The 23,156-nt window shown below is 69.0% G+C and carries 19 protein-coding genes and 1 riboswitch; of the genes, 7 read left to right on the plus strand and 12 right to left on the minus strand.

What is annotated here, in order from left to right; all coding sequences use genetic code 11:
• The first annotated feature begins 85 nt into the window (after window positions 1-85).
• A complete protein-coding gene (locus ACX80H_RS09870) occupies window positions 86-817 on the plus strand; it encodes a GAF and ANTAR domain-containing protein (RefSeq protein WP_459312949.1) in 732 nt (243 codons plus the stop codon).
• 37 nt (window positions 818-854) lie between these two features.
• On the opposite strand, the gene ACX80H_RS09875 is transcribed toward ACX80H_RS09870, so the two are convergent.
• From ACX80H_RS09875 to gcvP, 4 genes are read right to left on the minus strand one after another with little or no spacing between them, the layout of a single operon-like run.
• Entirely contained in the window at window positions 855-1,664 is an 810-nt protein-coding gene (locus ACX80H_RS09875; RefSeq protein WP_459312951.1) for a methylenetetrahydrofolate reductase, read from the minus strand.
• Between the two features lie 6 nt (window positions 1,665-1,670).
• A complete protein-coding gene (locus tag ACX80H_RS09880) occupies window positions 1,671-3,044 on the minus strand; it encodes an L-serine ammonia-lyase (RefSeq protein WP_459312953.1) in 1,374 nt (457 codons plus the stop codon).
• Window positions 3,041-4,174, minus strand: a complete 1,134-nt coding sequence (gcvT, locus tag ACX80H_RS09885) for a glycine cleavage system aminomethyltransferase GcvT (RefSeq protein WP_459312955.1) — start codon at window positions 4,172-4,174, stop codon at window positions 3,041-3,043. Before gcvT ends, ACX80H_RS09880 begins: the two co-directional genes overlap by 4 nt.
• Window positions 4,175-4,187: 13 nt before the next feature.
• Window positions 4,188-7,082: an aminomethyl-transferring glycine dehydrogenase gene (gene gcvP, locus ACX80H_RS09890; protein WP_459312957.1), complete on the minus strand. Its 2,895-nt coding sequence runs from the start codon at window positions 7,080-7,082 to the stop codon at window positions 4,188-4,190.
• 154 nt (window positions 7,083-7,236) lie between these two features.
• Window positions 7,237-7,338: riboswitch (glycine riboswitch) on the minus strand.
• 191 nt (window positions 7,339-7,529) lie between these two features.
• On the opposite strand from gcvP, the gene ACX80H_RS09895 reads away from it, so the two are divergent.
• The 4 genes from ACX80H_RS09895 to ACX80H_RS09910 all read left to right on the plus strand — a co-directional run bounded on the left by ACX80H_RS09895 (window position 7,530) and on the right by ACX80H_RS09910 (window position 11,353).
• Entirely contained in the window at window positions 7,530-8,576 is a 1,047-nt protein-coding gene (locus tag ACX80H_RS09895) for an SGNH/GDSL hydrolase family protein (protein ID WP_459312959.1), read from the plus strand.
• Between the two features lie 115 nt (window positions 8,577-8,691).
• Complete coding sequence (locus ACX80H_RS09900; RefSeq protein WP_459312960.1) at window positions 8,692-9,723, plus strand: LLM class flavin-dependent oxidoreductase; 1,032 nt, start codon at window positions 8,692-8,694, stop codon at window positions 9,721-9,723.
• A gap of 9 nt (window positions 9,724-9,732) precedes the next feature.
• A complete protein-coding gene (locus tag ACX80H_RS09905) occupies window positions 9,733-10,677 on the plus strand; it encodes an SMP-30/gluconolactonase/LRE family protein (protein WP_459312962.1) in 945 nt (314 codons plus the stop codon).
• Between the two features lie 247 nt (window positions 10,678-10,924).
• A complete protein-coding gene (locus ACX80H_RS09910; RefSeq protein WP_459312966.1) occupies window positions 10,925-11,353 on the plus strand; it encodes a hypothetical protein in 429 nt (142 codons plus the stop codon).
• Here the strand turns inward: ACX80H_RS09910 and ACX80H_RS09915 are convergent.
• Window positions 11,323-12,117, minus strand: a complete 795-nt coding sequence (locus tag ACX80H_RS09915) for a response regulator transcription factor (protein ID WP_459312968.1) — start codon at window positions 12,115-12,117, stop codon at window positions 11,323-11,325. The two genes, ACX80H_RS09910 and ACX80H_RS09915, sit on opposite strands and share 31 nt — an antisense overlap.
• Window positions 12,118-12,306: 189 nt before the next feature.
• Window positions 12,307-13,788, minus strand: a complete 1,482-nt coding sequence (locus ACX80H_RS09920; RefSeq protein ID WP_459312970.1) for an MFS transporter — start codon at window positions 13,786-13,788, stop codon at window positions 12,307-12,309.
• Window positions 13,789-13,877: 89 nt separating this feature from the next.
• Here ACX80H_RS09920 and ACX80H_RS09925 point away from each other — a divergent pair, with 89 nt between their 5' ends.
• Window positions 13,878-14,441 (plus strand): TetR/AcrR family transcriptional regulator, encoded by a 564-nt coding sequence (locus ACX80H_RS09925; protein ID WP_459312972.1) that lies wholly within the window; start codon window positions 13,878-13,880, stop codon window positions 14,439-14,441.
• A gap of 27 nt (window positions 14,442-14,468) precedes the next feature.
• On the opposite strand, the gene ACX80H_RS09930 is transcribed toward ACX80H_RS09925, so the two are convergent.
• The 4 genes from ACX80H_RS09930 to ACX80H_RS09945 form a co-directional block, all read right to left on the minus strand.
• The gene (locus tag ACX80H_RS09930; protein WP_459312974.1) at window positions 14,469-14,879 is read right to left on the minus strand and encodes a hypothetical protein; all 411 of its coding nucleotides are present in this window, start codon (window positions 14,877-14,879) and stop codon (window positions 14,469-14,471) included.
• Between the two features lie 253 nt (window positions 14,880-15,132).
• Window positions 15,133-16,572, minus strand: a complete 1,440-nt coding sequence (locus tag ACX80H_RS09935) for a phytoene desaturase family protein (RefSeq protein WP_459312975.1) — start codon at window positions 16,570-16,572, stop codon at window positions 15,133-15,135.
• A 35-nt stretch (window positions 16,573-16,607) separates the two neighbouring features.
• The gene (locus ACX80H_RS09940) at window positions 16,608-17,705 is read right to left on the minus strand and encodes a lipid II:glycine glycyltransferase FemX (RefSeq protein WP_459312977.1); all 1,098 of its coding nucleotides are present in this window, start codon (window positions 17,703-17,705) and stop codon (window positions 16,608-16,610) included.
• Window positions 17,702-19,291, minus strand: a complete 1,590-nt coding sequence (locus ACX80H_RS09945; RefSeq protein ID WP_459312979.1) for a glycosyltransferase family 87 protein — start codon at window positions 19,289-19,291, stop codon at window positions 17,702-17,704. The genes ACX80H_RS09940 and ACX80H_RS09945 overlap by 4 nt, the downstream gene beginning before the upstream one ends.
• A gap of 199 nt (window positions 19,292-19,490) precedes the next feature.
• Here ACX80H_RS09945 and ACX80H_RS09950 point away from each other — a divergent pair, with 199 nt between their 5' ends.
• Window positions 19,491-20,576, plus strand: a complete 1,086-nt coding sequence (locus ACX80H_RS09950) for an inositol-3-phosphate synthase (protein ID WP_459312981.1) — start codon at window positions 19,491-19,493, stop codon at window positions 20,574-20,576.
• A 105-nt stretch (window positions 20,577-20,681) separates the two neighbouring features.
• Here ACX80H_RS09950 and ACX80H_RS09955 read toward each other — a convergent pair whose 3' ends face one another.
• The gene (locus tag ACX80H_RS09955) at window positions 20,682-22,346 is read right to left on the minus strand and encodes a formate--tetrahydrofolate ligase (protein ID WP_459312983.1); all 1,665 of its coding nucleotides are present in this window, start codon (window positions 22,344-22,346) and stop codon (window positions 20,682-20,684) included.
• Entirely contained in the window at window positions 22,343-23,143 is an 801-nt protein-coding gene (locus tag ACX80H_RS09960; RefSeq protein WP_459312985.1) for a phosphatase, read from the minus strand. Before ACX80H_RS09960 ends, ACX80H_RS09955 begins: the two co-directional genes overlap by 4 nt.
• Window positions 23,144-23,156 lie beyond the last annotated feature (13 nt).

A 23,156-nucleotide genomic window follows, 5' to 3' on the forward strand; every position in this document is an offset into this window, starting at 1 on the left:
CGGCCGTTCTCCGCTGTGCCGGCGCCGAGGAGCATTCCCTGCCGCGATTGCTAGACAATCTAACTACGCGTCGTAAGATGACCGGGTGAACGCCGAAAAACAGAATGCTGCAGCGGTGGCCGAACTGCAGGACCTCATGCTCACCAACGAGAACGTCGACCAGTTCCTGGAGGACTTGGCAGGCCTCTCCGCACGGGTCCTCGGTGGATCCGTGGAGGTGCAGTGCGGCGTCACGTACCGCCACCGGAGCCTCGCGACCACTGTCGCGTGCAGCAGCGACGAGGCGAGGGCCCTGGACGAACTCCAGTACGGCTTCGGCGACGGGCCGTGCCTCCATGCGATCAGCACGGGCTCCACCGTGATCGTCGACGACGTCCGCACGGACGGCCGGTGGCCCGAGTACTTCGAGGCCGTGGCTGGTCACGAGTACTTCGCCATGATGGGTATCCCCCTCGTGATCGGACCCGAGGGCGGCGCTGCGCTGAACTTCTACGCCGCGAGCCCCAGCACCTTCACCAGCAGCGCGCAGGCCCTCGCGGAAGGCTTCGCTGCGCAGGCGGCCAAGGCGCTGCAGATGGTCCTCCGCGTGTCGCAGCATGCCAACACCTCGTCGAACCTCCTGGCCGCGATGGAGTCGAGGACCACCATCGACATCGCGATCGGGATCATCATGGGCCAGAACCGCTGCACGCAGGCCGAGGCGTACAGGATGCTGAGCCGGGCCTCGAACGCCCAGAACGTGAAGGTCCGCGAGATCGCGCAGCGCATCGTCAGCGGGATCAACACCGCACCGGCCGAGACCCACTTCTCGAACTAGGAGGACACACCCCGCGTGTCGTTCCCGCGCATTGCGGTCAGGATCTGATGGCCCCGGCCAGGTCCGATGCGGCCAGCTCCGCGAGGTCGTTGAAGCTGTAGAGGTGCAGTCCCTGGTATCCGGCGCCGTGCAGCGCATCCACCAGCGGCGACGGATCGTAGGAGGCCGACGAGAGCAACTGCCTCACCACGGATCCGGTGTCTGCACCGCCGGCAGAACGCTTCAGGAATCCGAGGGACTGGCCCACGCCGATGCGGCCGGCGAGGCGGAGCAGCCGGGAGATCCTCACGGGGCCCGGGATCCCCGCCCAGACGGGCAGGGTGATGCCGTCGAGCCGCAGCCTCGAGGGGAAGGCCCGGAGGACGTCCGGGGAGAAGCAGAGCTGGGTGACGCACCAGGAAGCCAGGTCCTGCTTCGCCGCCAGCGTCCTCGCCAACTCCTCCTCCGCGGTCCCCGGGTGCCCCTCCGGGTACACGGCGATGCCCATGCGGAGCACTCCCCCGGACAGGTCCGCGATGTCCTCCATGAGTGCGCCACTCCACCCGTAGGGTCCCGCCGCGTCCGCTGCGTCGCCGCCGACCACGAACACGTCGGTGATACCCGCATCGGTGCACTGCGCGACGAACCCGGCCAGTTCCGCCCGGCCGGTCACCGACCGCGCTGCCAGGTGCGGAACGGCCGTGTACCCGGCGCGGGCCAGGTCCACCGCCACGCCCACGGCCTGGCGCGGACCGTGGTGCGGGAGGCAGGTGACGGTCACGACGGCGGGAGCGGGCACGTGCGCCCGGAGCCGCTCGACCAGGCCCTCCCCCGGGATGACTTCTATTCGGACCGGCAGGTCAGCCATGCGCTGTCAGCACTCCACCACGTTCAGCGCGAGCCCGCCGCGCGCGGTCTCCTTGTACTTGTCCATCATGTCCGCGCCGGTGTCCCGCATGGTCTTGATGGCGACGTCGAGCGAGACGTGGTGCTGGCCGTCACCGCGCACGGCCATACGTGCCGCGGTGATGGCCTTCATCGCGCCGACGGCGTTCCGCTCGATGCAGGGGATCTGGACGAGGCCACCCACGGGGTCGCAGGTCAGCCCGAGGTTGTGTTCGATCCCGATCTCCGCGGCGTTCTCGACCTGCTCCGGGGTCCCGCCCAGGACCTCGGCCAGCGCCCCGGCGGCCATGGCGCAGGCGGAGCCCACCTCACCCTGGCAACCCACCTCGGCCCCGGAGATCGACGCGTTCTTCTTGAAGAGCGAGCCGATCGCCGTGGCGGCGAGCAGGAACCGGACGACGCCGTCGTCGTCGGCCCCCCGGACGAAGTCCACGTAGTACTTCAGGACCGCGGGAATGATGCCCGCAGCCCCATTGGTCGGCGCCGTCACCACGCGCCCGCCCGCAGCATTCTCCTCGTTGACGGCCAGGGCGAAGAGGGTGACCCACTCCATGGTGCCGAGGCGATCGTCCGGGTCGTCGGCCTTCTCCAGCAGCTGCCGCTGCCGTTCCGCCCGGCGCCGGACCTTCAGTCCGCCGGGCAGGATCCCACCCGTCGTCGTGCCGCGCCGGATGGTGTCCTGCATGACGCCCCAGATCTCCAGCAGCCCCGCGCGCACCTCGTCCTCGGTGCGCCAGGCCAGTTCGTTGGCCAGGACGACGTCGGAGAAGGACGACCCGGTGGTCCGGCAAATGTCCAGCAACTGGTCGGCAGTGCCGAAGGGGTGGGACACCGGAACGGGCTTGAGCGCCACCGTCTCCGAGCCGATCTGGTCCTCGTCGAGCACGAAGCCACCACCGACCGAGAAGTATTCCCTCGTCCGAATAACTTCTCCCACGGCGGAATATGCCGAGAAGCGCATGCCATTGGTGTGGTAGTCGAGGCGCTGGCGGCGGTGCAGGACGACGTCCGTCTCGGGCTGGAACGGAATCGGGTGCCCACCCGCGAGGTTCAGCGACCCGACCTCGCCGATGCGGGTGATGCGGGCGTCCGCGGACGTCGGATCCACCAGGTGCGGCTGCTCTCCCTCGAGTCCGAGCAGCACGGCCTTGACCGTGCCGTGCCCGTGGCCGGTGGACCCGAGCGATCCGAAGAGGTCCACCTGCACGCGCTGCACGTCGGCCAGCAGGTTCCCGGTGCGCAGCACTTCGGTGAAGAGGTAGGCCGCCGTCATCGGTCCGCCCGTGTGGGAGCTCGAGGGCCCGATGCCGATCTTGAACAGGTCGAAGGCGCTGATCGTCACTGGGATGCCCCGGCGGGCTTCGCGCGCTTGTAGAACGGCGTGGTGATCACGGTGAACGGTTCGGGTCGCCCGCGGCGGTCCACCTGGACCTCGGTGCCGACGGCGGCGTACGCCGACTCGACGTAGGCGAGCGCCACCGGGTAGCCCAGGGTGGGGCTCGGCAGTCCCGACGTCACGGTACCGACGGTCCTGCCGTCGGCGACGACGTCGTACCCGGCGCGTGCCGACCGCCGTCCGACGGCCCGGAGGCCGACCAGGCGCCGCACCGGCTCGACGGCCTTCAGCGGCTCGAGCACGGAGCGTCCTACGAAGTCCTCGGCCTTCCTGGTGCTGACCACAGGCCCGAGGCCGGCCTCGAAGGGGTTGGTGTCGATGCCGAGCTCATGCCCGTACAAAGGCATCCCGGCCTCGAGCCGCAGCGAGTCGCGCGCCGCGAGACCACAGGGCAGCAGGCCGTGCGGGCCCCCGGCCTGCAGCGTGGCATCCCAGAGGCGCACTGCCAGATTGCTGCCGATGAAGATCTCGAAGCCGTCCTCACCGGTGTAGCCCGTCCGGGCGAGCAGCACGGGAAGACCGGCGAGCTCCAACTCCACTGCGGCGTAGTACTTCAGCTCGCGGATGATGCCGGCGTCCTCCGCGCGCGCGAGGCCGAGGAGGACGGCTTCAGCCGTCGGTCCCTGCACGGCGATGAGGGCGGTGGTCTCCGACTGGTCCTCCACCGCGACGTCAAAGCCCTTGGCACGGAGACGCAGTTCCTCTGCGACGACGGGCGCGTTGGAGGCGTTGGGCACTACGAGGAAGGAGTCCTCGGCGAGGCGGTACGTGATGAGATCGTCGATCACGCCGCCCTCGGCGGTGCAGATGAGTGAGTACTTGGCCTTGCCCACGGCAAGGACCGCGAGGTTGCTGACCAGGGCGTAGTTCAGGAACTGCGCTGCCTGCGGACCGCTCACGAGGACCTCGCCCATGTGGGACAGGTCGAAGAGGCCCGCGGCCTTCCGGACCGTGTGGTGTTCCTCCAGCTCGCTGCGGTACTTCAGGGGCATCTGCCAGCCGCCGAAGTCCGTGAAGGACGCGCCGTGCGCCTGGTGCTGGGTGTACAGGGCGGTGTGCTTGCTCTGCTCGCTCATGGACAGCGGGTTCCTAGTCTTCGAAGGCTTCGATGGGCGGGCAGGAGCAGATCAGGTTGCGGTCGCCGTGGGCGCCGTCGATCCTGCGCACCGGCGGGAAGTACTTGTCGTGCCGCAGCGAGCGGAGCGGATAGGCCGCGAGCTCGCGGGGATAGGCCTGCGTCCACTCGTCCTTGACGAGAACCTGCGCGGTGTGGGGGGCCTGGCGCAGAGGGCTCTCCTCGATGCTGAACTCACCGGCCGCCACGCGGTCGATCTCGCCCTTGATCGCGATCATCGCCGAGATGAAGCGGTCCAGTTCGGCGAGATCCTCGGACTCCGTGGGCTCGACCATCAGCGTGCCCGCCACGGGGAAGGACAGCGTGGGGGCGTGGAAGCCGTAGTCGATGAGGCGCTTGGCGACGTCCTCTGCGGTGACGCCGGTGGCGGCCGTCAGCGGGCGGAGGTCCAGGATGCACTCGTGCGCCACGAGACCCTGCACGCCCGTGTAGAGCACGGGGAAGTGCTCCGTCAGGCGTGCGGCGACGTAATTGGCGGCGAGCAGCGCATGCGCCGTCGCGCTGGTGAGCCCTTCCGAGCCCATGAGCGCGATGTAGGCCCAGGAGATCGGCAGGACACCCGCCGAACCGTACATGGACCCCGAGACGGGGGTGCCGCCCGCGGCATCCGGTCCGCCGTCGGTCGCGATGTCCCGGTTGGCGTCGCCGGGCAGGAACGGGGCGAGGTGCGCGGCCACGGCCACGGGACCGACGCCGGGTCCGCCGCCGCCGTGCGGGATGCAGAAGGTCTTGTGCAGGTTCAGGTGGGATACGTCGCCGCCGAACTCACCGGGCTGCGCGAGGCCCACGAGGGCGTTGAGGTTGGCGCCGTCGATGTAGACCTGGCCGCCGGCGCCGTGCACTTTCTCGCAGACCCAGCGGACGTCCTCCTCGAACACGCCGTGCGTCGAGGGGTAGGTGATCATGATGGCGGAGAGGTTCTCCGCGTGCTGCTCGATCTTGGCGAGCAGGTCGTCGTGGTCGATGTTGCCGTTCGCGGCGGTACCGACCACCACGACCTTCATCCCGGCGAGGACCGCGGAGGCGGCGTTCGTGCCGTGCGCGGAGGACGGGATGAGGCAGACGGTGCGGTTCTCGTCACCCCGTGAGCGGTGGTAGCCACGGATGGCGAGCAGGCCCGCCAGTTCGCCCTGCGAACCGGCGTTGGGCTGCAGGGATACACGGTCGTAGCCGGTGATCTCGGCGAGGCGCTCCTCGAGGTCCGTGATCAGCTCACGCCAGCCCTCGGTCTGGTGCTCGGGAGCGAAGGGGTGGATCGAGGCGAACTCCGGCCAGGAGATCGATTCCATCTCGACGGTCGCGTTGAGCTTCATGGTGCAGGAGCCCAGCGGGATCATGGTCCGATCCAGGGCCAGGTCCTTGTCCGAGAGCCTGCGCAGGTAACGGAGCATCGCTGTCTCCGAGCGGTGCAGCGAGAAGACCGGGTGCGTCAGGAAATCGGAGGTCCGGTGCAGGTCCGCGGGGATCCTGTCCCGGACGGCCGCCGATCCTTCGGTCGTGCCGCCGAAGACCGCCGCGACGGCGGCGATGTGCTCGGGAGTCGTCGTCTCGTCGCAGGAGATGCCGAGGTGGTCGGCGTCGACACGTCGGAGGTTGTAGCCCTGCGCCTCGGCCTTGTCGGCGTACTCGGCGGCCTTGCCGGGCACGCGGACCAGGAGGGTGTCGAAGAACGCGTCGTGCACGACGGCGGCGTCGGACCCTTCGAGGGCAGTGGCCAGGTCGACCGAGCGCTGGTGGGTGGTGCGCGCGATCGCCGTCAGCCCCTCGGGGCCGTGGTACACGGCGTACATGGAAGCGACGATCGCCAGCAGCGCCTGCGCGGTGCAGATGTTGCTCGTGGCCTTCTCGCGCCGGATGTGCTGCTCGCGGGTCTGAAGGGCCAGGCGGTAGGCGGGGGCGCCGTCGGCATCCTTCGAGACGCCCACGAGGCGGCCCGGCAGCATGCGCTCGAGGCCCTTGCGCACCGCCATGTACGCAGCGTGGGGGCCACCGAAGAAGAGGGGCACGCCGAAACGCTGGGCGGAACCGACGGCGATGTCCGCGCCCTGCTCGCCCGGAGCCGTGATGAGCGTCAGGGACAGGAGATCGGCGGCGACCGTGACGAGTGCACCGCGCTCCTTGGCCGCGCTGATGACGGCTGCGTGGTTGCGCAGCGCGCCCGACGCGCCGGGCTGCTGCAGGACGACACCGTTGATGTCGCCGTCGGGCAGGCCGGCCGAGAGATCGGCGATCTCGACGTCGAACCCGAGCGCCTCCGCCCGGCCGCGCACGACGGCGACGGTCTGCGGGAGGGCGTCGGCGTCGATGACCGTCCGGCCCTTGTTCTTGCCGGAGCGGCGCATGAGGAGGACGGCCTCGGCGACGGCGGAGGCTTCGTCGAGCAGCGAGGCGTTCGCGATGTCGAGGGCCGTGAGGTCCTGCACCATCGTCTGGAAGTTCAGGAGGGCCTCGAGCCGGCCCTGGGAGATCTCCGGCTGGTAGGGCGTGTAGGCCGTGTACCAGGCGGGCGACTCCAGCACGTTGCGGCGGATCACCGGGGGCGTGACGGTGTCGAAGTAGCCCTGGCCGATCATCTGGACGGCGGTCCGGTTGCGGCCCGCGATGCGCCGGAGCTGCGCCAGTACCTCGGTCTCGCTGAGGGCCGCCGGCAGGTTCAGCGCCCGGTCGAGGCGGATGCTGGCGGGAACCGCCATGTCCACGAGCTTCTCCAGGCTCGGGTAGCCGAGGACCTCGAGCATGCGGGCGGCGTCGGGGCTGCGCGGGCCGATGTGGCGGTCGGCGAAGGTGGTTGCGGCGCCGGATGCGGCACCCTGTGCGGTGCCGGGTCGGGAGTCGAGCGAGGCGGTCATGGGGAACTCCGTACGTCAGAAGGAAGCGCGGTGGCGCATGCCTGGTCGGGTTCCTCCCCGCTCTGTGTGGGACCTGAGAGTTTCCGCAGGGCTCCGCGCCTGCTTGCACCGTCGGTGAGCGCCGGGCGTGCCCGATGCTGCTTTCCAGAGTTGCCTATCCGCAGCGGTACTGGGCCTGAGAGATTCCTGGGGAGGATTTGCTCCTACGGCGCCTGCCGGTTTTGTGTCGACGGCAGGACTCTCCCGCTGCAGATCAGTGGCATATTCAGTTGGGATGTGCGGCCTGTGAGCCGCCACACAGCTTACCGCGCCGGGCGGATCGGAGGCAAAGACCGGACGAGGTGAGGGGCCCGCCTGCACAGTGCTCCGGGGCGGCGGAAACCGCGGCTGCCCGGCAGGGTTAACGTTGGCTGACCGGTCCTGCCCCGCCCCCGTCCTGGAGTACTCATGCCGATCCGCCGTCTCCGCCTGGTCGTCGTCGCCCTCGTCGTGGCCATGGCGGCGTCCGTTCCAGGGGCACCCGTGAGCCCGGGCATCGTCTACGTCGCCCTCGGAGACTCCTACGCGTCCGGCACCGGGACGCGCGCCTATCTCGCTGACGGCACGGAATGCCAGCGATCCGTGTACGCCTACCCGTCCCTCATCGCCAGCGCGCGAGGTTACACGCTTGTTCTGCGCGCCTGTTCCGGGGCATCGGTGGCCGACGTCGCCGCGACCCAGCTCGATGCCCTGTCGCCCACGACGTCGTACGTCTCGCTGAGCGCCGGCGGGAACGATGCGTCGTTCGTCGCCGTCCTGAACGAGTGCGCGAAGCCGGCCTGGATGAGCAACTGCAACGCCGCCGTCGACCGCGCTCAGGCCGTCGTCGCCCTGCAGCTGCCCGGCAGCTTAGCCTCCCTGTACGACGAGATCCGCGCCCGCGCCCCGCGGGCTTCCGTGACGATCGCGGGCTACCCGCGGCTCTTCAACGGCGAGGACTGCAACGCGGCCACCTGGTTCTCGCCTGCGGAACAGGCGCGCCTGAACGCCACCGCGGATCTGCTCAACAGAGCGACGGCGGCAGCGGCGGCGGACGCCGGATTCGCCTTTCGCGACCCCACGGCGACCTTCGCCGGTCACGCCGTGTGCGACGACGTGGAGTGGGTCAACGGACTCTCGAGTCCCTTGTCGGACTCCTACCATCCCAACCGGGCGGGCCACAGCTCCGGGTACGTGCCGCTGCTCGGCGCAGCACTGGCCGGGGTGCCCGTCGGCATCACGGAGCAGACGCTGCAGTCGGCCGAGCTCTCGGCCCCGCAACTCACCCGGCAGCAGGAAGCGAACGCGGCGCGGGACGCCGCGATCACGCCGGAAGAGTTCGTGCTTCCGGACCTCGGAAGCCCTGCGGCGCGGGCCGCCGCCGCTCGTGCCGGCGTCGACCTCGCGGACCCCGCCAGCATCGATCGCGCCGACCGCGCGGCGGAGGTCCGGCAACAGGATGGCCGCCAGAGGTGAGGGGTGCCGGCACCGAATGCCAACTAGATAGCTTTGCATGGAATAACCCCGACTGTGGACCGGTTCTCCTAGCAGGCCCGACGCGGGCCGGAACACCAAGCACGGGAGCGACACCATGGCACGCGAACTGGAACTCGGACTCGACACCTTCGGTGATGTCACGCGCGGGCAGGACGGCAACCCCGTCCCCTACCCGCAGGTCATCCGCAATGTGATCGCCGAGGCCGTCCTCGCCGACGAGGTCGGCGTCGACTTCATCGGGGTCGGTGAGCACCACCGGGACGATTTCGCCGTCTCAGCACCCGAGACCGTCCTCGCCGCCATCGCGGGGCAGACGAAGCGCATCCGCCTCGGCTCGGCCGTGACGGTCCTCAGTTCGGACGACCCGGTGCGCGTGTACCAGCGGTTCGCCACGCTCGACGCCGCCTCCAACGGCCGCGCCGAGGTCATCCTGGGCCGTGGATCCTTCACGGAATCCTTCCCGCTCTTCGGCTACGACCTCTCCGACTACGAGCGCCTCTTCGAGGAGAAGCTCGACCTCTTCTCGGAGCTGATCAAGGAGGGCCCGGTCACCTGGTCCGGCACCACCCGCCCCGGCCTGGACAACCACGAGGTGTACCCCAAGACCGAGGGCGGCCGCCTGAAGACCTGGATCGGCGTCGGCGGCAGCCCCGAATCCGTGGTGCGGGCCGCCCGCTACGGCATGCCCCTCATGCTCGCGATCATCGGCGGCGACCCTGCGCGCTTCGCCCCCTACGTGGACCTGTACCACCGGGCGCTGACGCAGCTGGGCCGGCCCACGCTGCCCATCGGCGTCCACTCTCCCGGCTACATCGCCGACTCGGACGAGCAGGCCCGCGAGGAACTGTGGCCGGACAACCGGATCATGCGCGACCGTATCGGCCGCGAGCGCGGCTGGGGCCCGACGACGCGCGCGGAGTTCGACCAGGAGGCGGACTTCGGCTCCCTGTACGTCGGATCCCCGGAGACGGTCGCACGGAAGATCGCGGCGACGGCGCAGACCCTCGGGATCGACCGCTTCGACATGAAGTACAGCGCCGGCCCCCTGCCGCACGAGAAGCTCATGCACAGCATCGAGCTCTACGGCACAAAGGTCATCCCGATGGTCCGGGAGATGCTCGCCTAGGGTCTTCCCATGACTACTTCATCACCTCTTCTCGAGCAGGGCTCTGCGCTCCAGCGGGTCGCCACCGGCGCCGTCTGGGCGGAAGGACCGGTGTGGCTGCCTCAGCGCCGCTGCGTCCGCTTCAGCGACATCCACACCAACCGGATCCTGGAATTCAGTGAGGAAACGGATGACCTGACGGTCTTCGACGACGATGCGGAGTTCACCAACGGACGCACCCTCGACCTCGACGGGAACGTCGTCGAGTGCTCCCACGGCCGCCGCGCCCTCCAGCGCGACACCGCCGTACGGCCGGGCGAGGGCCCGGTGCCGCACACGCTGGTCGACCGGTTCGGCGATGTACGGCTGAACTCACCGAACGACGTCGTCGTGAAGTCCGACGGCACCATCTGGTTCAGCGACCCGTCCTACGGGATCATGCGACCCGAAGAGGGGCACACCGGCGAGGAGGAATACGGGGACCGGTACGTGTTCCGTTTCGACCCGAGCAACGGCTCGATCGTGCCCGCCGTGACAGATGTCGAAGTCCCCAACGGGCTCGCGTTCTCCCCGGATGAAAGCATTCTCTACGTCACGGACTCATCAGCCTCCCCACCGCGCGGCGAGGTGGACCCGGACCGGCCGGGGGGGCACGCGATCCACGCCTACGACGTCCATGGAGGCCGGCACGCGAAGAACGGCAGGGTCTTCACCGAGGTCTCGCCCGGGTTGCCGGACGGGATCCGCGTCGACGAGCACGGCAACGTGTGGAGCTCGAGCCAGGATGCCGTCCAGGTCTTCGCGCCCTCCGGTGAGCGGATACTGCGGATCGCGGTGCCGGAGAAGATCGGCAACCTGTGCTTCGGGGGCGACGACGGCCGCACCCTCTACATCGCAGCCAGTTCCAGCCTCTACCGCATCCGCACCACGACCAGGGACGCCAGCCATGTGGCGCGCGGGGCAGCCGCTGCGTAGGAACCGGCGTCCGCTCATCGCGATGCCGGGTGGGCCGGGCAGCCTTCGCTCTTTCTTCGGTTTTCTTTCGCCCTTCGGCTACGGCACCATTGAGCGGCGTCGGACAGAGTGGAGGTCAGGAGCAAGCACTCCGTGATCTTCCTGCCGGCTCCGGGCCGTCCACCGGAGCCGGTCGGCAGCCTCCACCGCGGCATTCCGCCGGACGGGACGGGATCAGCAGCAACTAGCGGCAGCACAAGGAGCAGGCGTGACGACGATCGGCCTTCCCTCCGTTCCCTCCGGATCCCGGAGGGGCGTACATCAGCCGGGCCGGACCGCAACCGACAGGACCGATGTGCAGCTTCCCGTGCTCGACCCGCGGATCCTCGACGGCCTGGGGACGGAGCTCTCCAGCCAGGCGTGCGCGGTCCGGTTCGCCGAGCTGTTCGGAGAGATGCTTCCGCAGCGAATCCACGCGGTCGAGACCGCCTTCGCCGCGCACGACGCCGATGCTGCCGTCGTCGCACTCCTCAGCCTCAAGGCGAGCGCCTCGATGGTGGGAGCACTCCGGCTCGTGGAGGCCTCATCCTCGGCCCTGGAACTCCTCGACGAGCCCTCGGCGCACCCCGCGCTCGCCCTGCGGCTGCAGCGCCTCGGAACTGAATTTCAGTCCGCGCTGGGCGGCATCATCCGATAGCCGACACCGCGCACCGTGCGGATGAACCGCGGCGCCTTCGTGTCCTCGTTCAGCTTCTTCCGGAGGTTCCGGATGTGCACCTCGACGAGATGCTGGTCGTTGACCCAGCCGTCACCCCAGATACGGGCGAGCAGGGTTTCCCGCTGCCACACCCGGCGCGGCCCGGACACGAGCGTGGCCAGGAGGTCGAACTCGATGCGGGTCAGCGGGAGCTCGACGCCGTCGAGCATCGCGATCCGGCCCTCGGTATCGATGCTGATCGGCCCATGGACCAGCAGCCCCTCCACCTGTTCCGGCGCTGCAACCGCCGTCGTTGCCACCTGCGGCGCTTCCACCGCCTCACCTCCGGCTACCAGCAGGGGCTGCGACACGCTGCGGACGGTACTCCGCGGTCGGCGGAACATCGCGTTCACACGCGCGCCGACCTCGCGCGGGCTGAAGGGCTTGACCACGAAGTCGTCCGCGCCGATCTCGAGGCCGATCAGCCGGTCGATCTCGTCCTGCCGGGCCGTGATCATGATGACGTAGGCATCGGTCAGCGGCCGGATCTGACGGCACACCTCCACGCCGTCGATGTCCGGGAGGTTGAGATCGAGGGTCACGAGGTCCGGCTGGCGTTCGCGCACGAGTGCGACCCCCTGCCGTCCGTTCTCGGCCTCGAGGGTGGTGAAGCCGTTCATGCCCAGTGTCATGACCAGCAACTGCCGCACATCGGCGTCATCTTCGATGACGAGTGCAACACGCGAATCGGGGTCGGATGTCATGGCTCCCACATTGCCAGATGATGGAGCAACCACCCGGGAGCGTCGCGGCCGTTCTCCCGATTTTCTGCCGAGGCGTACCGCCCGCCGCGCCGCCACCATGGCTCGGCGTGGGCACACGCCGAGGAAGGACATGCCACGGCAGCGCACTCGACGTGACTGCGTGGCAGGACAATCACTCCGGGCGGTTTCCTAGCCCAGGTGGACCGCCTCGTCCGTCGTCGTGAATTCGTCCCTCGCCACATCGACCAGGAACCACGAGACCGGTGATGCGAGTGCGAGGGCCGCCGCGGCGGCCACGAACACCACAGAATACCCGTCCACCAGGGACTGCAGTCCGCCTGCCGCGCCCTCGGGCGTCCCCGTTGCCGAGGCTGCGGCATAGAGTGCGGTGAAGACCGCCGTCCCGATGGATCCGCCGATCTGCTGGGTCGCGGAGACGGCAGCGCTGGCAACACCGGAATCGCGGGGGGCGATGCCGAGAAGCGCGACGTTCTGCAGCGGCACGAAGATGAACGCAAGACCCATGCCCAGCAGGATCTGCGCGGGCAGCACCTCGAGGGCGTAGGAACCGCCGGTGATGCGGCTGAGCAGCAGCAGGCCCGCCGCGGCGACCAGGGGACCGACCGTCATGAGGATGCGCGGACCCACGGTCGGGAGGAGGCGCGTGACGACGCCGGCGGACACCATGATGGCCGCCGTCATGGGCAGGGACGCGAGACCGGAGACCAGCGGACTCATGCCGAGGACGATCTGGAAGTACAGCGTCAGGTAGAGCAGGGCGCCGAGCAGTGCGGCACCCACCGCGATGGAGGTGAGGTATGCACCTGCCCGCACGCGGTCGGTGATGATGCGCAGCGGCAGCAGGGGGTGCGCCGAGCGCGCCTCGACGAGGAGGAACAGGACCAGCAGCACGACGCCGAGGGCCAGGAAGCCCAGGGTGTCGGCCCGTCCCCAGCCGGCTTCGGCACGCGAGAACCCGTACACCACGGAGGCGAGGCCGAGACTCACGAGCAGGGCGCCGGGGATGTCGTAGCGCGTGTTTCCCTCGGCACGGCTCTCGCGGAGCACGGGGAGCCCGACGGCGATCGCGACGACGGCGATGGGCACGTTCACGAGGAGGCACCAGTGCCAGCTGAAGTACTCGGTCAGGACGCCCCCCAGCAGGAGGCCGATGGCCGCACCGCCGCCGGCGATCGTGCCGTACACCGCGAAGGCCCGCACGCGGTCCTTGCCGCCGGGGAAGGTCACGGAGAGGATGGCGAGCGCGGCCGGCGCCAGCAGTGCGGCGAACACGCCCTGGAGTCCGCGGGCCAGCAGGAGCACCTCCCCCGACGCCGCGAGGCCGCCGATGCCCGACGCGAGGGCGAAGCCGCCCATGCCGACGAGGAAGGAGCGCTTCCGGCCCCAGAAGTCGGCGATGCGCCCACCGAGGAGGAGGAGCGCACCGAACGTCAGGGCGTAGAGCGTGACGACCCAGCTCCGGTCACTGTCGGACATGCCGAGCTCGGCCTGGGCCTGGGGAAGGGCGATGTTCACGATGGTCCCGTCGAGCACGACGGTGAGCTGTGCCAGCGCGACGATGGCCAGCACGAGCCAGCGGTTCGCGGGGGCCTTCGCCGGGGTGTCGTCCACGATAGGCGCGGCGGAAGGACCCGAAGGGTGGGTGGTCATGGTGCTCCTCAGAAAGTACGTCGTTCCGAGGGTAGGGCCGCCTGGAGGGCAAAGTCAAACGAACTAGTTCGTTTGGGTATACTCGTGGAATGCCCTCGACGACGGACGTACGCTCCCGCATCCTCCTGGCCGCCCGGGGCGAGTTCGCCACCTACGGGCTCGCCGGAGCGCGCATCGACCGGATAGCGAAGGCGGCCAGGGCCAGCAAGGAGCGCCTCTACGCGCACTTCACCGACAAGGCCGCCCTGTTCCAGGCCGTGCTCGACGTGAACGCGGCCGAGTTCCACGCCGCGGTGGCCCTCGATCCCGTCGACGTACCGGCCTTCGTGGGCCGCCTCTTCGACCACACGCACGAGCACCCCGACATCCTTCGGATGCTCACGTGGGCCCGGCTCGAGGGTGTCGACTACGACCTGCCCGGCATGGGAGCCAGGCCCGACGTCAAGCTGGACGCCCTCCGGAAGGCGCAGGACCTGGGCCACGTCGACCGGTCGTGGGCGCCGGAGGAACTCCTACCGATCCTCTTCAGCATCGCGCAGGCATGGGTCCAGGCACCCCTGGTCGCGCACGAGAACGCGGCGGACACGCCGCTGTCCGCGCACCGTGCCTCGGCCGTCGAGGCCGCCCGGCGCGTCCTGCAGCCGAAGGGCTGAGGCGGCGTCATTCCCTGCGGAAGACCGTCAGCCCCTGCAATCGGTGTCGACAGTGAATCCCGTGTCCGGGTCGAAGTGGGTCAACAGCACCTGGTTCGGCGCGGATCCCTTGCTGATCAGCTGGATCCGATCGTCGGATGAGGAGCCGTCGACCGTCTCCCGAAACGTGAATGAGTGGTTCAGGACATACTCATTGCCTCGGTCACCGACGCCTTGGCCATGAATGGTGACGTGCTCGACCAGTACGCCCTTCTGACGTTTGCTGACGATGTGGGTGGTTCCTTCCATCGGGACGCTCTCCCCGTTGCAACCATTGATCGCAAAGAGGAAACCCTCGACGCGGATGGACTCCGTGGGGGCAGCCGTCGCTCCGCCGGCGGGAAGCAGCAGCGCCAGCAGGAGAATCAAGGGGGTCAGGACCCGGGTAGGTGTACGCATGATGACCTCTCTGTCATCGGGGAGGAGGACCCGCACGACGGGGCCCGTAGATAGAGGATGTGCACCCGGAACATGCACCGACATTCAAAGGGCGGCGGATAGTACTACAGTCACCCGCAGATGTAGTCAGTATCCCATGACGTATGTCACGACAGGGTTGCAAAAAGCATTGCTGGTGCCCTGCCCCGGGTCGGCACCCCTGCGCAGCAGGCCCTGGCAGAACACCGGCGGGGTGCTTTCGCGGTATGCCTGCTCAGAGCCCGAGGGCTGGCACGGGCAGGCCGAATTCCCGCTTCAGCGCTAGCCTGGCCGCGTTCAGCCCGGCCATGCCGTGCACGCCCGGGCCAGGCGGCGTCGACTGGGAGCAGAGGTAGACACCCTTGATCGGCGTCGTCCACGGCTGCAGGGACGGTACGGGGCGGGCAATGATCTGGCGCATGTTCACGGCTCCGCTGCTGAAGTCGCCGCCCACGTAGTTCGCGTTGTACACCTCGAGCTCGCTCGCCGTCGTCGTGTGGTGCCGGACCACGACGTCGCGGAAGCCGGGAGCGAACCGCTCGATCTGGGCCGTCACCGCCTCGGCCATGTCCCGCGTCGAGCCGCGCGGTACGTGGCAGTAGGTCCAGAGAGTGTGCCGCCCCTCCGGCGCGCGGGTCGGATCGAACGACGACGGCTGCGACACCAGCACGTACGGGCTGTCAGGGTGCCTGCCCTGGTTCACCTGCTTCTCGCCCGCGGCGATCTCCTCCCGCGTCCCGCCCAGATGGGCGGTGCCCGCCCTGTGCAGTTCGGGGTGCGTCCACGGCACGGGCGCGGAGAGGATGAAGTCCACCTTGCAGGAGGCGTTCCCGTAGGTGAAGGCGGAGAGCGCCAGCTCGTAGGCTGCCGGCAGCCGACCCCTCGACATGGCGCGGAACGTCTTGGGTGCGACGTCGAGGAGCACCACCCGCGCATCGGAGACCTCGGCCAGGGTTTCGATCCGGCTGTCGGTCACCACCTCACCACCGTGCTGACGGAGGTCGAGGGCCAGGGCGTCCGCGATCGATTGGGATCCCCCGACGGGAATGGGCCACCCGACGGTGTGCGCGAGGAGGTTCAGGGTCAGGCCGGCTCCCGCCCCGGCGAGCGACGGCAGGGTCCCCACCGGGTGTGCCATGACCCCCGTGGTGAGGGCACGCGCCTCGTCCGTCCGGAAGCGGCGGTTCCACAGAGGCAGTCCCTGGTCGAGGACCGCGAGGGCGAAGCGCAGGGCGGCCTCCGGCTTCTTCGGGAATCGCAGCACCGAGTTCAGCGTGAACGCGAGGATCGCCTGCTCGCGGTCGCTGAGCGGCTGCAGCAGCCTGCGGTACGCCTCGCCGTCGACCCCGAGTGCGGCCACCGTCTTCTCCATGCTGCGGTAGGCCACACCCGCCCTGCCGCCGTCCAGCGGATGCGCGAAGGACACCTCGGGGACCGCGAAGCCGATGCGGCGGCTCAGTTCGAAGGCGCGGAAGAACGGCGAGGCGAGGGCCATCGGGTGGACCGCGGAGCAGAAGTCGTGGAGGTGGCCCTTCTCCATGAGTTCGAGGGAGCGGGATCCGCCCCCGACCGTGGATGCTGCCTCGTGGACGCGCACGGAGAGGCCCGCACGGGCCATGACGACGGCGGCCGCGAGTCCGTTCGGACCGGCTCCGACGACTTCGACATCTGGCATGGCTTCCTCTCCTGCCGGGCGGCACCCGCCCGGCGTCAGGTCTCCGGGGTGCTGTCGGGTTCCCGCCTGCTCCTGCGCCCCGGGACGGCAGCGCGACGCAGGGCGGCACGCGCTGCCGATGGCGCTGTGCGGCGCGCCGTGAGCAGCGACGCGACGGCGGCATACCGGACAGGGCGCAGCGGGATGTCGTAGGTGGTGGGCACCACGACGACGTTCTTCGAGAAGTTCTTCTTGAAGGTCGTGACGTTCGCGAGGCCCGGATAGTTCTCGCTCACGATGCCCGTCAGGCCGCACGCCGTGTTGCCGGCAGCCTTGAGCACCCTGAACGCCTCCCACAGGAGCAGGTACGGAGCGAAGGTGCTGCGCGCCTCGTGCGTGCTGCCCGCGAAGTAGTACACGGAGTAGCCGCGGTACTCCGTGGTGATCAGCCAGCTCAGCGGCACCCCGTCGCGGTAGGCGACCAGGAGCCGGAGGTGGTCGCCCAGCACCGTCAACAGTGTCTCGTAGTAGGACGAGTCGAAGGACTGAAAACCGTCGCGCTCGGCTGTCTCCTGCATGATCGGGAACAACTCGGTCGCGAAGACATTCTTCCATTCCGTTCGCGGAATGTGTCTGATCTCGACACCGTTGCGCTGCGCGCGGCGAATACTGTTGCGCGCGTTCGGCCGGAAGCTCTTGAGCAGCTCCGCCTCGGTCGGGGTCAGATCGACCACGATCTCCCGCTCGTACCAGCCATGCTCGATCGGACCGGTCGCGGGAGCCTGGAGGGTGGCCACCTGCATACGGACGTAGAGCGGATCGACCGAGTGGCCCTCCCGGAACTGGTGGCGTACGGTTTCCATGAGCGCGCGCTCGGCCGCGGGTGTCCGTTCGGCGAACCAGACGGGCCCGTTCACCACCACTACTGACTCCCGGAAGCGCCGCACCACGTGGACGTAGCTGGCGGTCGCGACCAGCCGACCGGCGGCATCCGTATACGACCAGATACCGAGGGGCCTGCGCCCGAGGGCCTGCTCGAACTCGACCCAGGAGGGCGTCTGCTCGAGGGGAATCACCACATCGGGGTGCCCGTCGGCAAGGGCGTCGAAACCGCTCTTGTCCAGCCTGCTGTAGGTCAGGGGTGCTGCGCTCACTGATGGTCTTCCACTGGTCGGGTCGATGAACCGTCGCGTACCGGCCCGTTGTGCTCCGCTCCGGAGCCCTGGGCTGCCGGAACGGGGGCGGTATCCCCGCGGTCCTGCCAGCCTATCGGAGCAGACCGGGCTGGAAGCCCACGTGGAAGGACAGTCCGTCGGCTGCCTGCCCGCAGAGGATGCCGATCGGGCGCCCTGTCGAACGGGCCGCCTTGGGGATCGTCGATGCCGATACGCCGCACCACATCGTGCTGTGGTGCAAGGATCTCCCCCACGACGGCGGCCATAACGTATGCAGTAACAAGAATATGAGCGAGAACAGCCCACGCATAGGGGCCGAGGCCAAGGTTGTGCTCGGCCGCGCCGCCACTCGTCCGGCCTCCGAGGTACAGCCAGATGGCCACCCAGTGAAGAGCTTCGACGAGCTGCCAGATGAGCACCATGCGCCATCGCGGGATGGCGAGCGCAACCAGCGGTACGAGCCAGAGCGCGTACTGGGGCGAGTAGACCTTGTTGCAGAGGACGAAGGCGCCCACGACCAGCAGCGCGATCTGCGCGAAGCGGGGACGCCGCCCGGCCAGCAGGGTGAGGGCTGCGACGCCGACGCAGGAGAGCGCGAAGAGGGCTGTGGCAGCCACAGTGATGACCATGGGAGGAAGTGTCGCGGCGCCGAGCTGGCGGGCGACGGCGTTGTAGACGTACCACCCCGACGAGAAGCCTGCGTCGCGCGACTCAGAGAAGGTGAGGAAGTATGTCCAACCCGCCATATCTCGGAGCATAAAGGGGAGATCCACCACGAGCCAGGCTCCCGCGGTGCCCGCCAGCGCAAGGAGGAAGGGCCGGAACCGGCCTGTCCGGAGGGCCAGGACCAGGACCACACCGAGCAGCAGGACGGGGTAGAGCTTCACGGCCGTGCCGAGTCCCCACAGGACCCCTGCGAGGACCGGCCGGTTCCGGGCGAAGGCCAGCATCCCCGACGTCGCGAACAGCACCGCCCACAGGTCCCAGTTGATGGTGCCGGACAGGATGATGACCGGGGCCGTCGCCACGATGGCGGCATCCCAGGGACGGCGGCTCGCGAGCCGGAGCGTGGCCAGCACCGTCAGGACCCAGACTCCGGCGATCAGCACTGCATTCACGTCGAAGTACAGGAGAGCCTTGGTGTCGGCAGGTGCGCTGCCGGCGGTGAGGTCCACGAGGACTGCCGTGGCGGAGGCCAGCAGTCCGAGCAGCACGGGATATTCGAAGAGCACTCCGGGCGTGATGAAGGGCAGGACCCCCTCGCCGAGTCCGCGGCTCTGGTAGAGCTCCGCCCAGTCGGAGTAGCACGCACGGTAGAAGTAGTCGGGAGAGGACCATCCCTCCACCCGGCAGGGATTCTTGAGGAGGACGGCCAGGACGGCGGCGCATACCGTGAGGAGGATCAGCACCCTCTCCACGGTGAACCATCGTGGGGCGATCCGTCCGGGATCCGCGTGCCGGCCCACCGGTCCTCCGACCCGCTCTGTTCCGAACCGGAGGACGGGGTCCGAGCGGCTCGGGATGCTGATCCGGTACGGTCCGCGTGTCCCCGTACCCGACGTCATTCCCCGAGCCTAGCCGGGGATGGCACCGTTGATACCGTCACCGGCCCCGGACGCCCACCCGCTTGACCACGGAGAGCGCACGGGCATGGAATGGCACCGCATCCATGAGCGTTGGAAACTGAACGTAGACTGGCATTTCCTGCCGACTGCGCCCGGGCGACGACGGCCGGGCACATCCAACTGGCTTTCGAGGAGAACTGTGGGACAGAACCCCATTCGCGTGGCAATTATTGGAGTCGGCAACTGCGCCGCATCGCTGGTGCAGGGCGTGCACTACTACCGGGATGCCGACCCGTCCGGCACCGTCCCCGGCCTGATGCACGTCGAGTTCGGCAAGTACCACGTGGGCGACGTGCAGTTCGTGGCCGCATTCGACGTCGACGGCAAGAAGGTCGGTCACGACCTCGCCGAGGCCATCGGAGCCAGCGAGAACAACACCATCAAGATCGCCGACGTGCCGCCCACCGGCGTCATCGTCCAGCGCGGCCACACCCTCGACGGCCTGGGCAAGTACTACCGCGAGACCATCGTGGAGTCCGACGAGGAGCCCGTCGACATCGTCGGCCAGCTCAAGGACACCAAGGCCGACGTCCTGGTCTGCTACCTGCCCGTGGGCTCCGAGCACGCCGCGAAGTACTACGCCCAGTGCGCCATCGACGCCGGCGTCGCCTTCGTCAACGCGCTCCCGGTCTTCATCGCCGGCACCAAGGAGTGGGCGGACAAGTTCACCGAGGCCGGTGTCCCCATCGTCGGCGACGACATCAAGAGCCAAATCGGTGCAACGATCACGCACCGCGTCATGGCCAAGCTGTTCGAGGATCGCGGAGTCACGCTCGACCGGACGTACCAGCTGAACGTCGGGGGCAACATGGACTTCAAGAACATGCTCGAGCGCGACCGCCTGGAGTCCAAGAAGATCTCCAAGACCCAGGCCGTCACCTCCAACGTGAAGGCCGACCTGCACGCCGACGACGTGCACATCGGCCCCTCCGACTACGTGGCCTGGCTCGACGACCGCAAGTGGGCGTTCGTGCGCCTCGAGGGCCGCAACTTCGGCGACGCCCCCGTCTCCCTCGAGTACAAGCTCGAGGTCTGGGACTCACCGAACTCCGCAGGCGTGATCATCGATGCCATCCGCGCCGCGAAGATCGCCCTCGACCGCGGTATCGGCGGCCCCATCCTCTCCGCCTCCAGCTACTTCATGAAGTCCCCGCCGGAGCAGTACGCCGACGACATCGCCTACGAGAAGGTCGAAGCCTTCATCCGCGGCGACCTCGACAGCTAGGCGTCATCGCGAGGGGCCGGACGGCAGTGCCGTCCGGCCCCTTTCGCGTCTGCCCGACCCGCGCCTTCCTGGAGGGCCTTCCTGAAGGCCCGTCCGGGAACGGGCCTAGAACAGCCCGACGGCGTTCCCGTCGCTGTCCACGTCCATCCGCAGGGCGGCGGGCTCCCGCGGCAGTCCCGGCATCGTCATGACCGAACCGGTGAGTGCGACGATGAAGCCGGCTCCCGTCTTCGGGATGAGGTCGCGGACGTGGACGGTGAAACCCTTCGGAGCACCGAGCAGGGTCGGGTCGTCGGAGAAGGAATACTGGGTCTTGGCCATGCACACGGGCAGTCCGGACCACCCGTTGGCGTCGATCTCCTTCAGCCGCCGCAGCGCGCGGACCGAGAAGTCGACGCCATCGGCCCCGTAGATCTCCTGCACGATGGTGCGGATCTTGTCCTCGATCGGGAGGTCGAGGGAGTAGAGGGGCGAGAAGCTGACTGGTCGGTCCAGGGCCGCGAGCACCTTCGCCGCGAGGTCGTCGCCGCCCGGTCCCCCACCGCCCTGGCCCCAGACATCGGCAACGGCTGCCTCGATGCCCTCGGCGGCGCACCATCCCAGTAGCCAGTAGAGTTCCTCCTGCGAATCCGTGCGGAACCTGTTGATGGCGACGACCGGCGTGATGCCGAACTTCTCGATGTTGCGGACGTGCCGCAGGAGGTTGGCCGTTCCGTCCCGCAGGGCGTCCAGGGCGGGGGCCGCGAGGTCGGCCTTTGCGACGCCACCGTGCATCTTGAGGGCGCGGATCGTGGCGACGATGACGACGGCGTCGGGCGCGAGGCCCGCGGCCCGCGCCTTGATGTCCAGGAACTTCTCCGCGCCGAGGTCCGCCCCGAAGCCCGCCTCGGTCACCACGATGTCCGCCAGGCGCCGGGCGGTCCGGGTCGCGATCACGGAGTTGCAGCCGTGGGCGATATTGGCGAAGGGCCCGCCGTGGACGAGCGCCGGCGTGCCCGCGATGGTCTGCACCAGGTTCGGCTTGATGGCGTCCCTGAGCAGCAGGGCCAGCGCTCCCTCGACCCGCAGCTCGCGGACGGTGAGGGGTGTGCGGTCGTACGTGTAGCCGAAGGTGATGTCCCCGAGGCGTTCCTTCAGGTCGTCGAGGTCCCGGGCCAGGCAGAAGACGGCCATGATCTCGGAGGCCACCGTGATGTCGAATCCGTCCTGCCTCGGGGTTCCCTGGGCCGGGCCGCCGAGGCCGATGATCACCTCGCGGAGGGCCCTGTCATTGACGTCGAGGACCCGCTTAAGGGTGATGCGCCGCGGATCGATGCCGAGCTCGTTGCCCTGGTGGATGTGGTTGTCGATCAATGCGGCGAGCGCGTTGTTGGCCGACGTGATCGCGTGGAAGTCGCCGGTGAAGTGCAGGTTGATCTCGTCCATGGGCAGCACCTGCGAGTACCCGCCACCCGTCGCACCGCCCTTCATGCCGAGCACCGGGCCGAGGGACGGCTCGCGGAGCGCGATCATCACCCGCTGCCCCGCGCGGGCGAGGGAGTCGGCGAGCCCCACCGTGCAGGTCGATTTCCCCTCTCCGGCAGGGGTGGGGCTCATGGCGCTGACCAGGACCACCTTCCCCGGCGTTCCGCCGTCGGGCAGGAGGCGGGGATCGATCTTCGCCTTGAAGCGGCCGTAGGGTTCGAGCGCCTCCCGGGGAATACCTGCGGCGTCGGCGATGTCCTCGATGGGCCGGATGGCCGCGGCGCGTGCGATATCCAGGTCGCTCATGACGCGGACCTGTCAGCGGCCGGGGCCTCGACCGGGGGCAGGCCGGCCCGCTCCAGGACGTAGTCGATGAGCGGTCCGTACAGCCCGGGACAGACGTTGTCGTCCAGGGGAACGGCGACCTCGACCTGTCCCTGCGCTTCGGAGACGAACAGCCCGGGATCGTTGCAGTCGGCGAAGCCGATGGTCGGGAAACCGGAGCTCGCGGCCTGCCCCGCCCAGCCGTGATCCGCCACGACGAGATCCGGCAGGGCGCGCCCCTCACGGTCGAGCGTGTCGAGGCTGAGCCGCATCGGTTCGGGCAGGTGCGTGTGCATGAGCCCGCCGTGCTGGTGCCAGACGAGCACGCCGAAGATCTGGCGGATGTCACCGGCTCCGAAGCGCCGCCCCTCGGGCACCTGCACCACGGTCGCGCCCGCGGCCGCTGCGGACCGCGCGAAGGCCGCGTGGACGGGGAGGAGGCCGGCGGGGTGACCCGTCGCGAAGAGGATCCGTTCGCCGCGGAGAGCCGAGGCGCCCAGCCGGTCCGCGAAGCGATCGAGTGCCGCGACGCACTTCCCGGCGTCGATCGTGTCCTGGCCCTGCGTGTGGCTACGGTCGGCACTCGTCCCGGTGCGCTGGTGCATGAGGTCGAAGACGTCGTCGAACGTCCACTCGCGCGTGCGCGTGACGCCGAATTCGAGGTTCTCATCGCCCTCGAGGAAGAGGCGCATGTGTCTGAGGTTGTCCTGCCGGGGCGTGGCCACGCGGCCGGTGATGCGAACGGAGTCGAGGTATTCGGCGAGCTCGGTGGGATTCACGCTTCCATCCTAG

It is taken from the genome of Arthrobacter pasteuri (assembly GCF_054510955.1).

Bases quoted from the DNA above. Each gene is read 5' to 3' on its own strand.
- ACX80H_RS09875 (WP_459312951.1), bottom strand. From the start codon at position 1,664: ATGGCTGACCTGCCGGTCCGAATAGAAGTCATCCCGGGGGAGGGCCTG.
- gcvT (WP_459312955.1), bottom strand. From the start codon at position 4,174: ATGAGCGAGCAGAGCAAGCACACCGCCCTGTACACCCAGCACCAGGCG.
- gcvP (WP_459312957.1), bottom strand. From the start codon at position 7,082: ATGACCGCCTCGCTCGACTCCCGACCCGGCACCGCACAGGGTGCCGCA.
- ACX80H_RS09895 (WP_459312959.1), top strand. From the start codon at position 7,530: ATGCCGATCCGCCGTCTCCGCCTGGTCGTCGTCGCCCTCGTCGTGGCC.
- ACX80H_RS09900 (WP_459312960.1), top strand. From the start codon at position 8,692: ATGGCACGCGAACTGGAACTCGGACTCGACACCTTCGGTGATGTCACG.
- ACX80H_RS09905 (WP_459312962.1), top strand. From the start codon at position 9,733: ATGACTACTTCATCACCTCTTCTCGAGCAGGGCTCTGCGCTCCAGCGG.
- ACX80H_RS09915 (WP_459312968.1), bottom strand. From the start codon at position 12,117: ATGACATCCGACCCCGATTCGCGTGTTGCACTCGTCATCGAAGATGAC.
- ACX80H_RS09920 (WP_459312970.1), bottom strand. From the start codon at position 13,788: ATGACCACCCACCCTTCGGGTCCTTCCGCCGCGCCTATCGTGGACGAC.
- ACX80H_RS09925 (WP_459312972.1), top strand. From the start codon at position 13,878: ATGCCCTCGACGACGGACGTACGCTCCCGCATCCTCCTGGCCGCCCGG.
- ACX80H_RS09930 (WP_459312974.1), bottom strand. From the start codon at position 14,879: ATGCGTACACCTACCCGGGTCCTGACCCCCTTGATTCTCCTGCTGGCG.
- ACX80H_RS09935 (WP_459312975.1), bottom strand. From the start codon at position 16,572: ATGCCAGATGTCGAAGTCGTCGGAGCCGGTCCGAACGGACTCGCGGCC.
- ACX80H_RS09945 (WP_459312979.1), bottom strand. From the start codon at position 19,291: ATGACGTCGGGTACGGGGACACGCGGACCGTACCGGATCAGCATCCCG.
- ACX80H_RS09955 (WP_459312983.1), bottom strand. From the start codon at position 22,346: ATGAGCGACCTGGATATCGCACGCGCCGCGGCCATCCGGCCCATCGAG.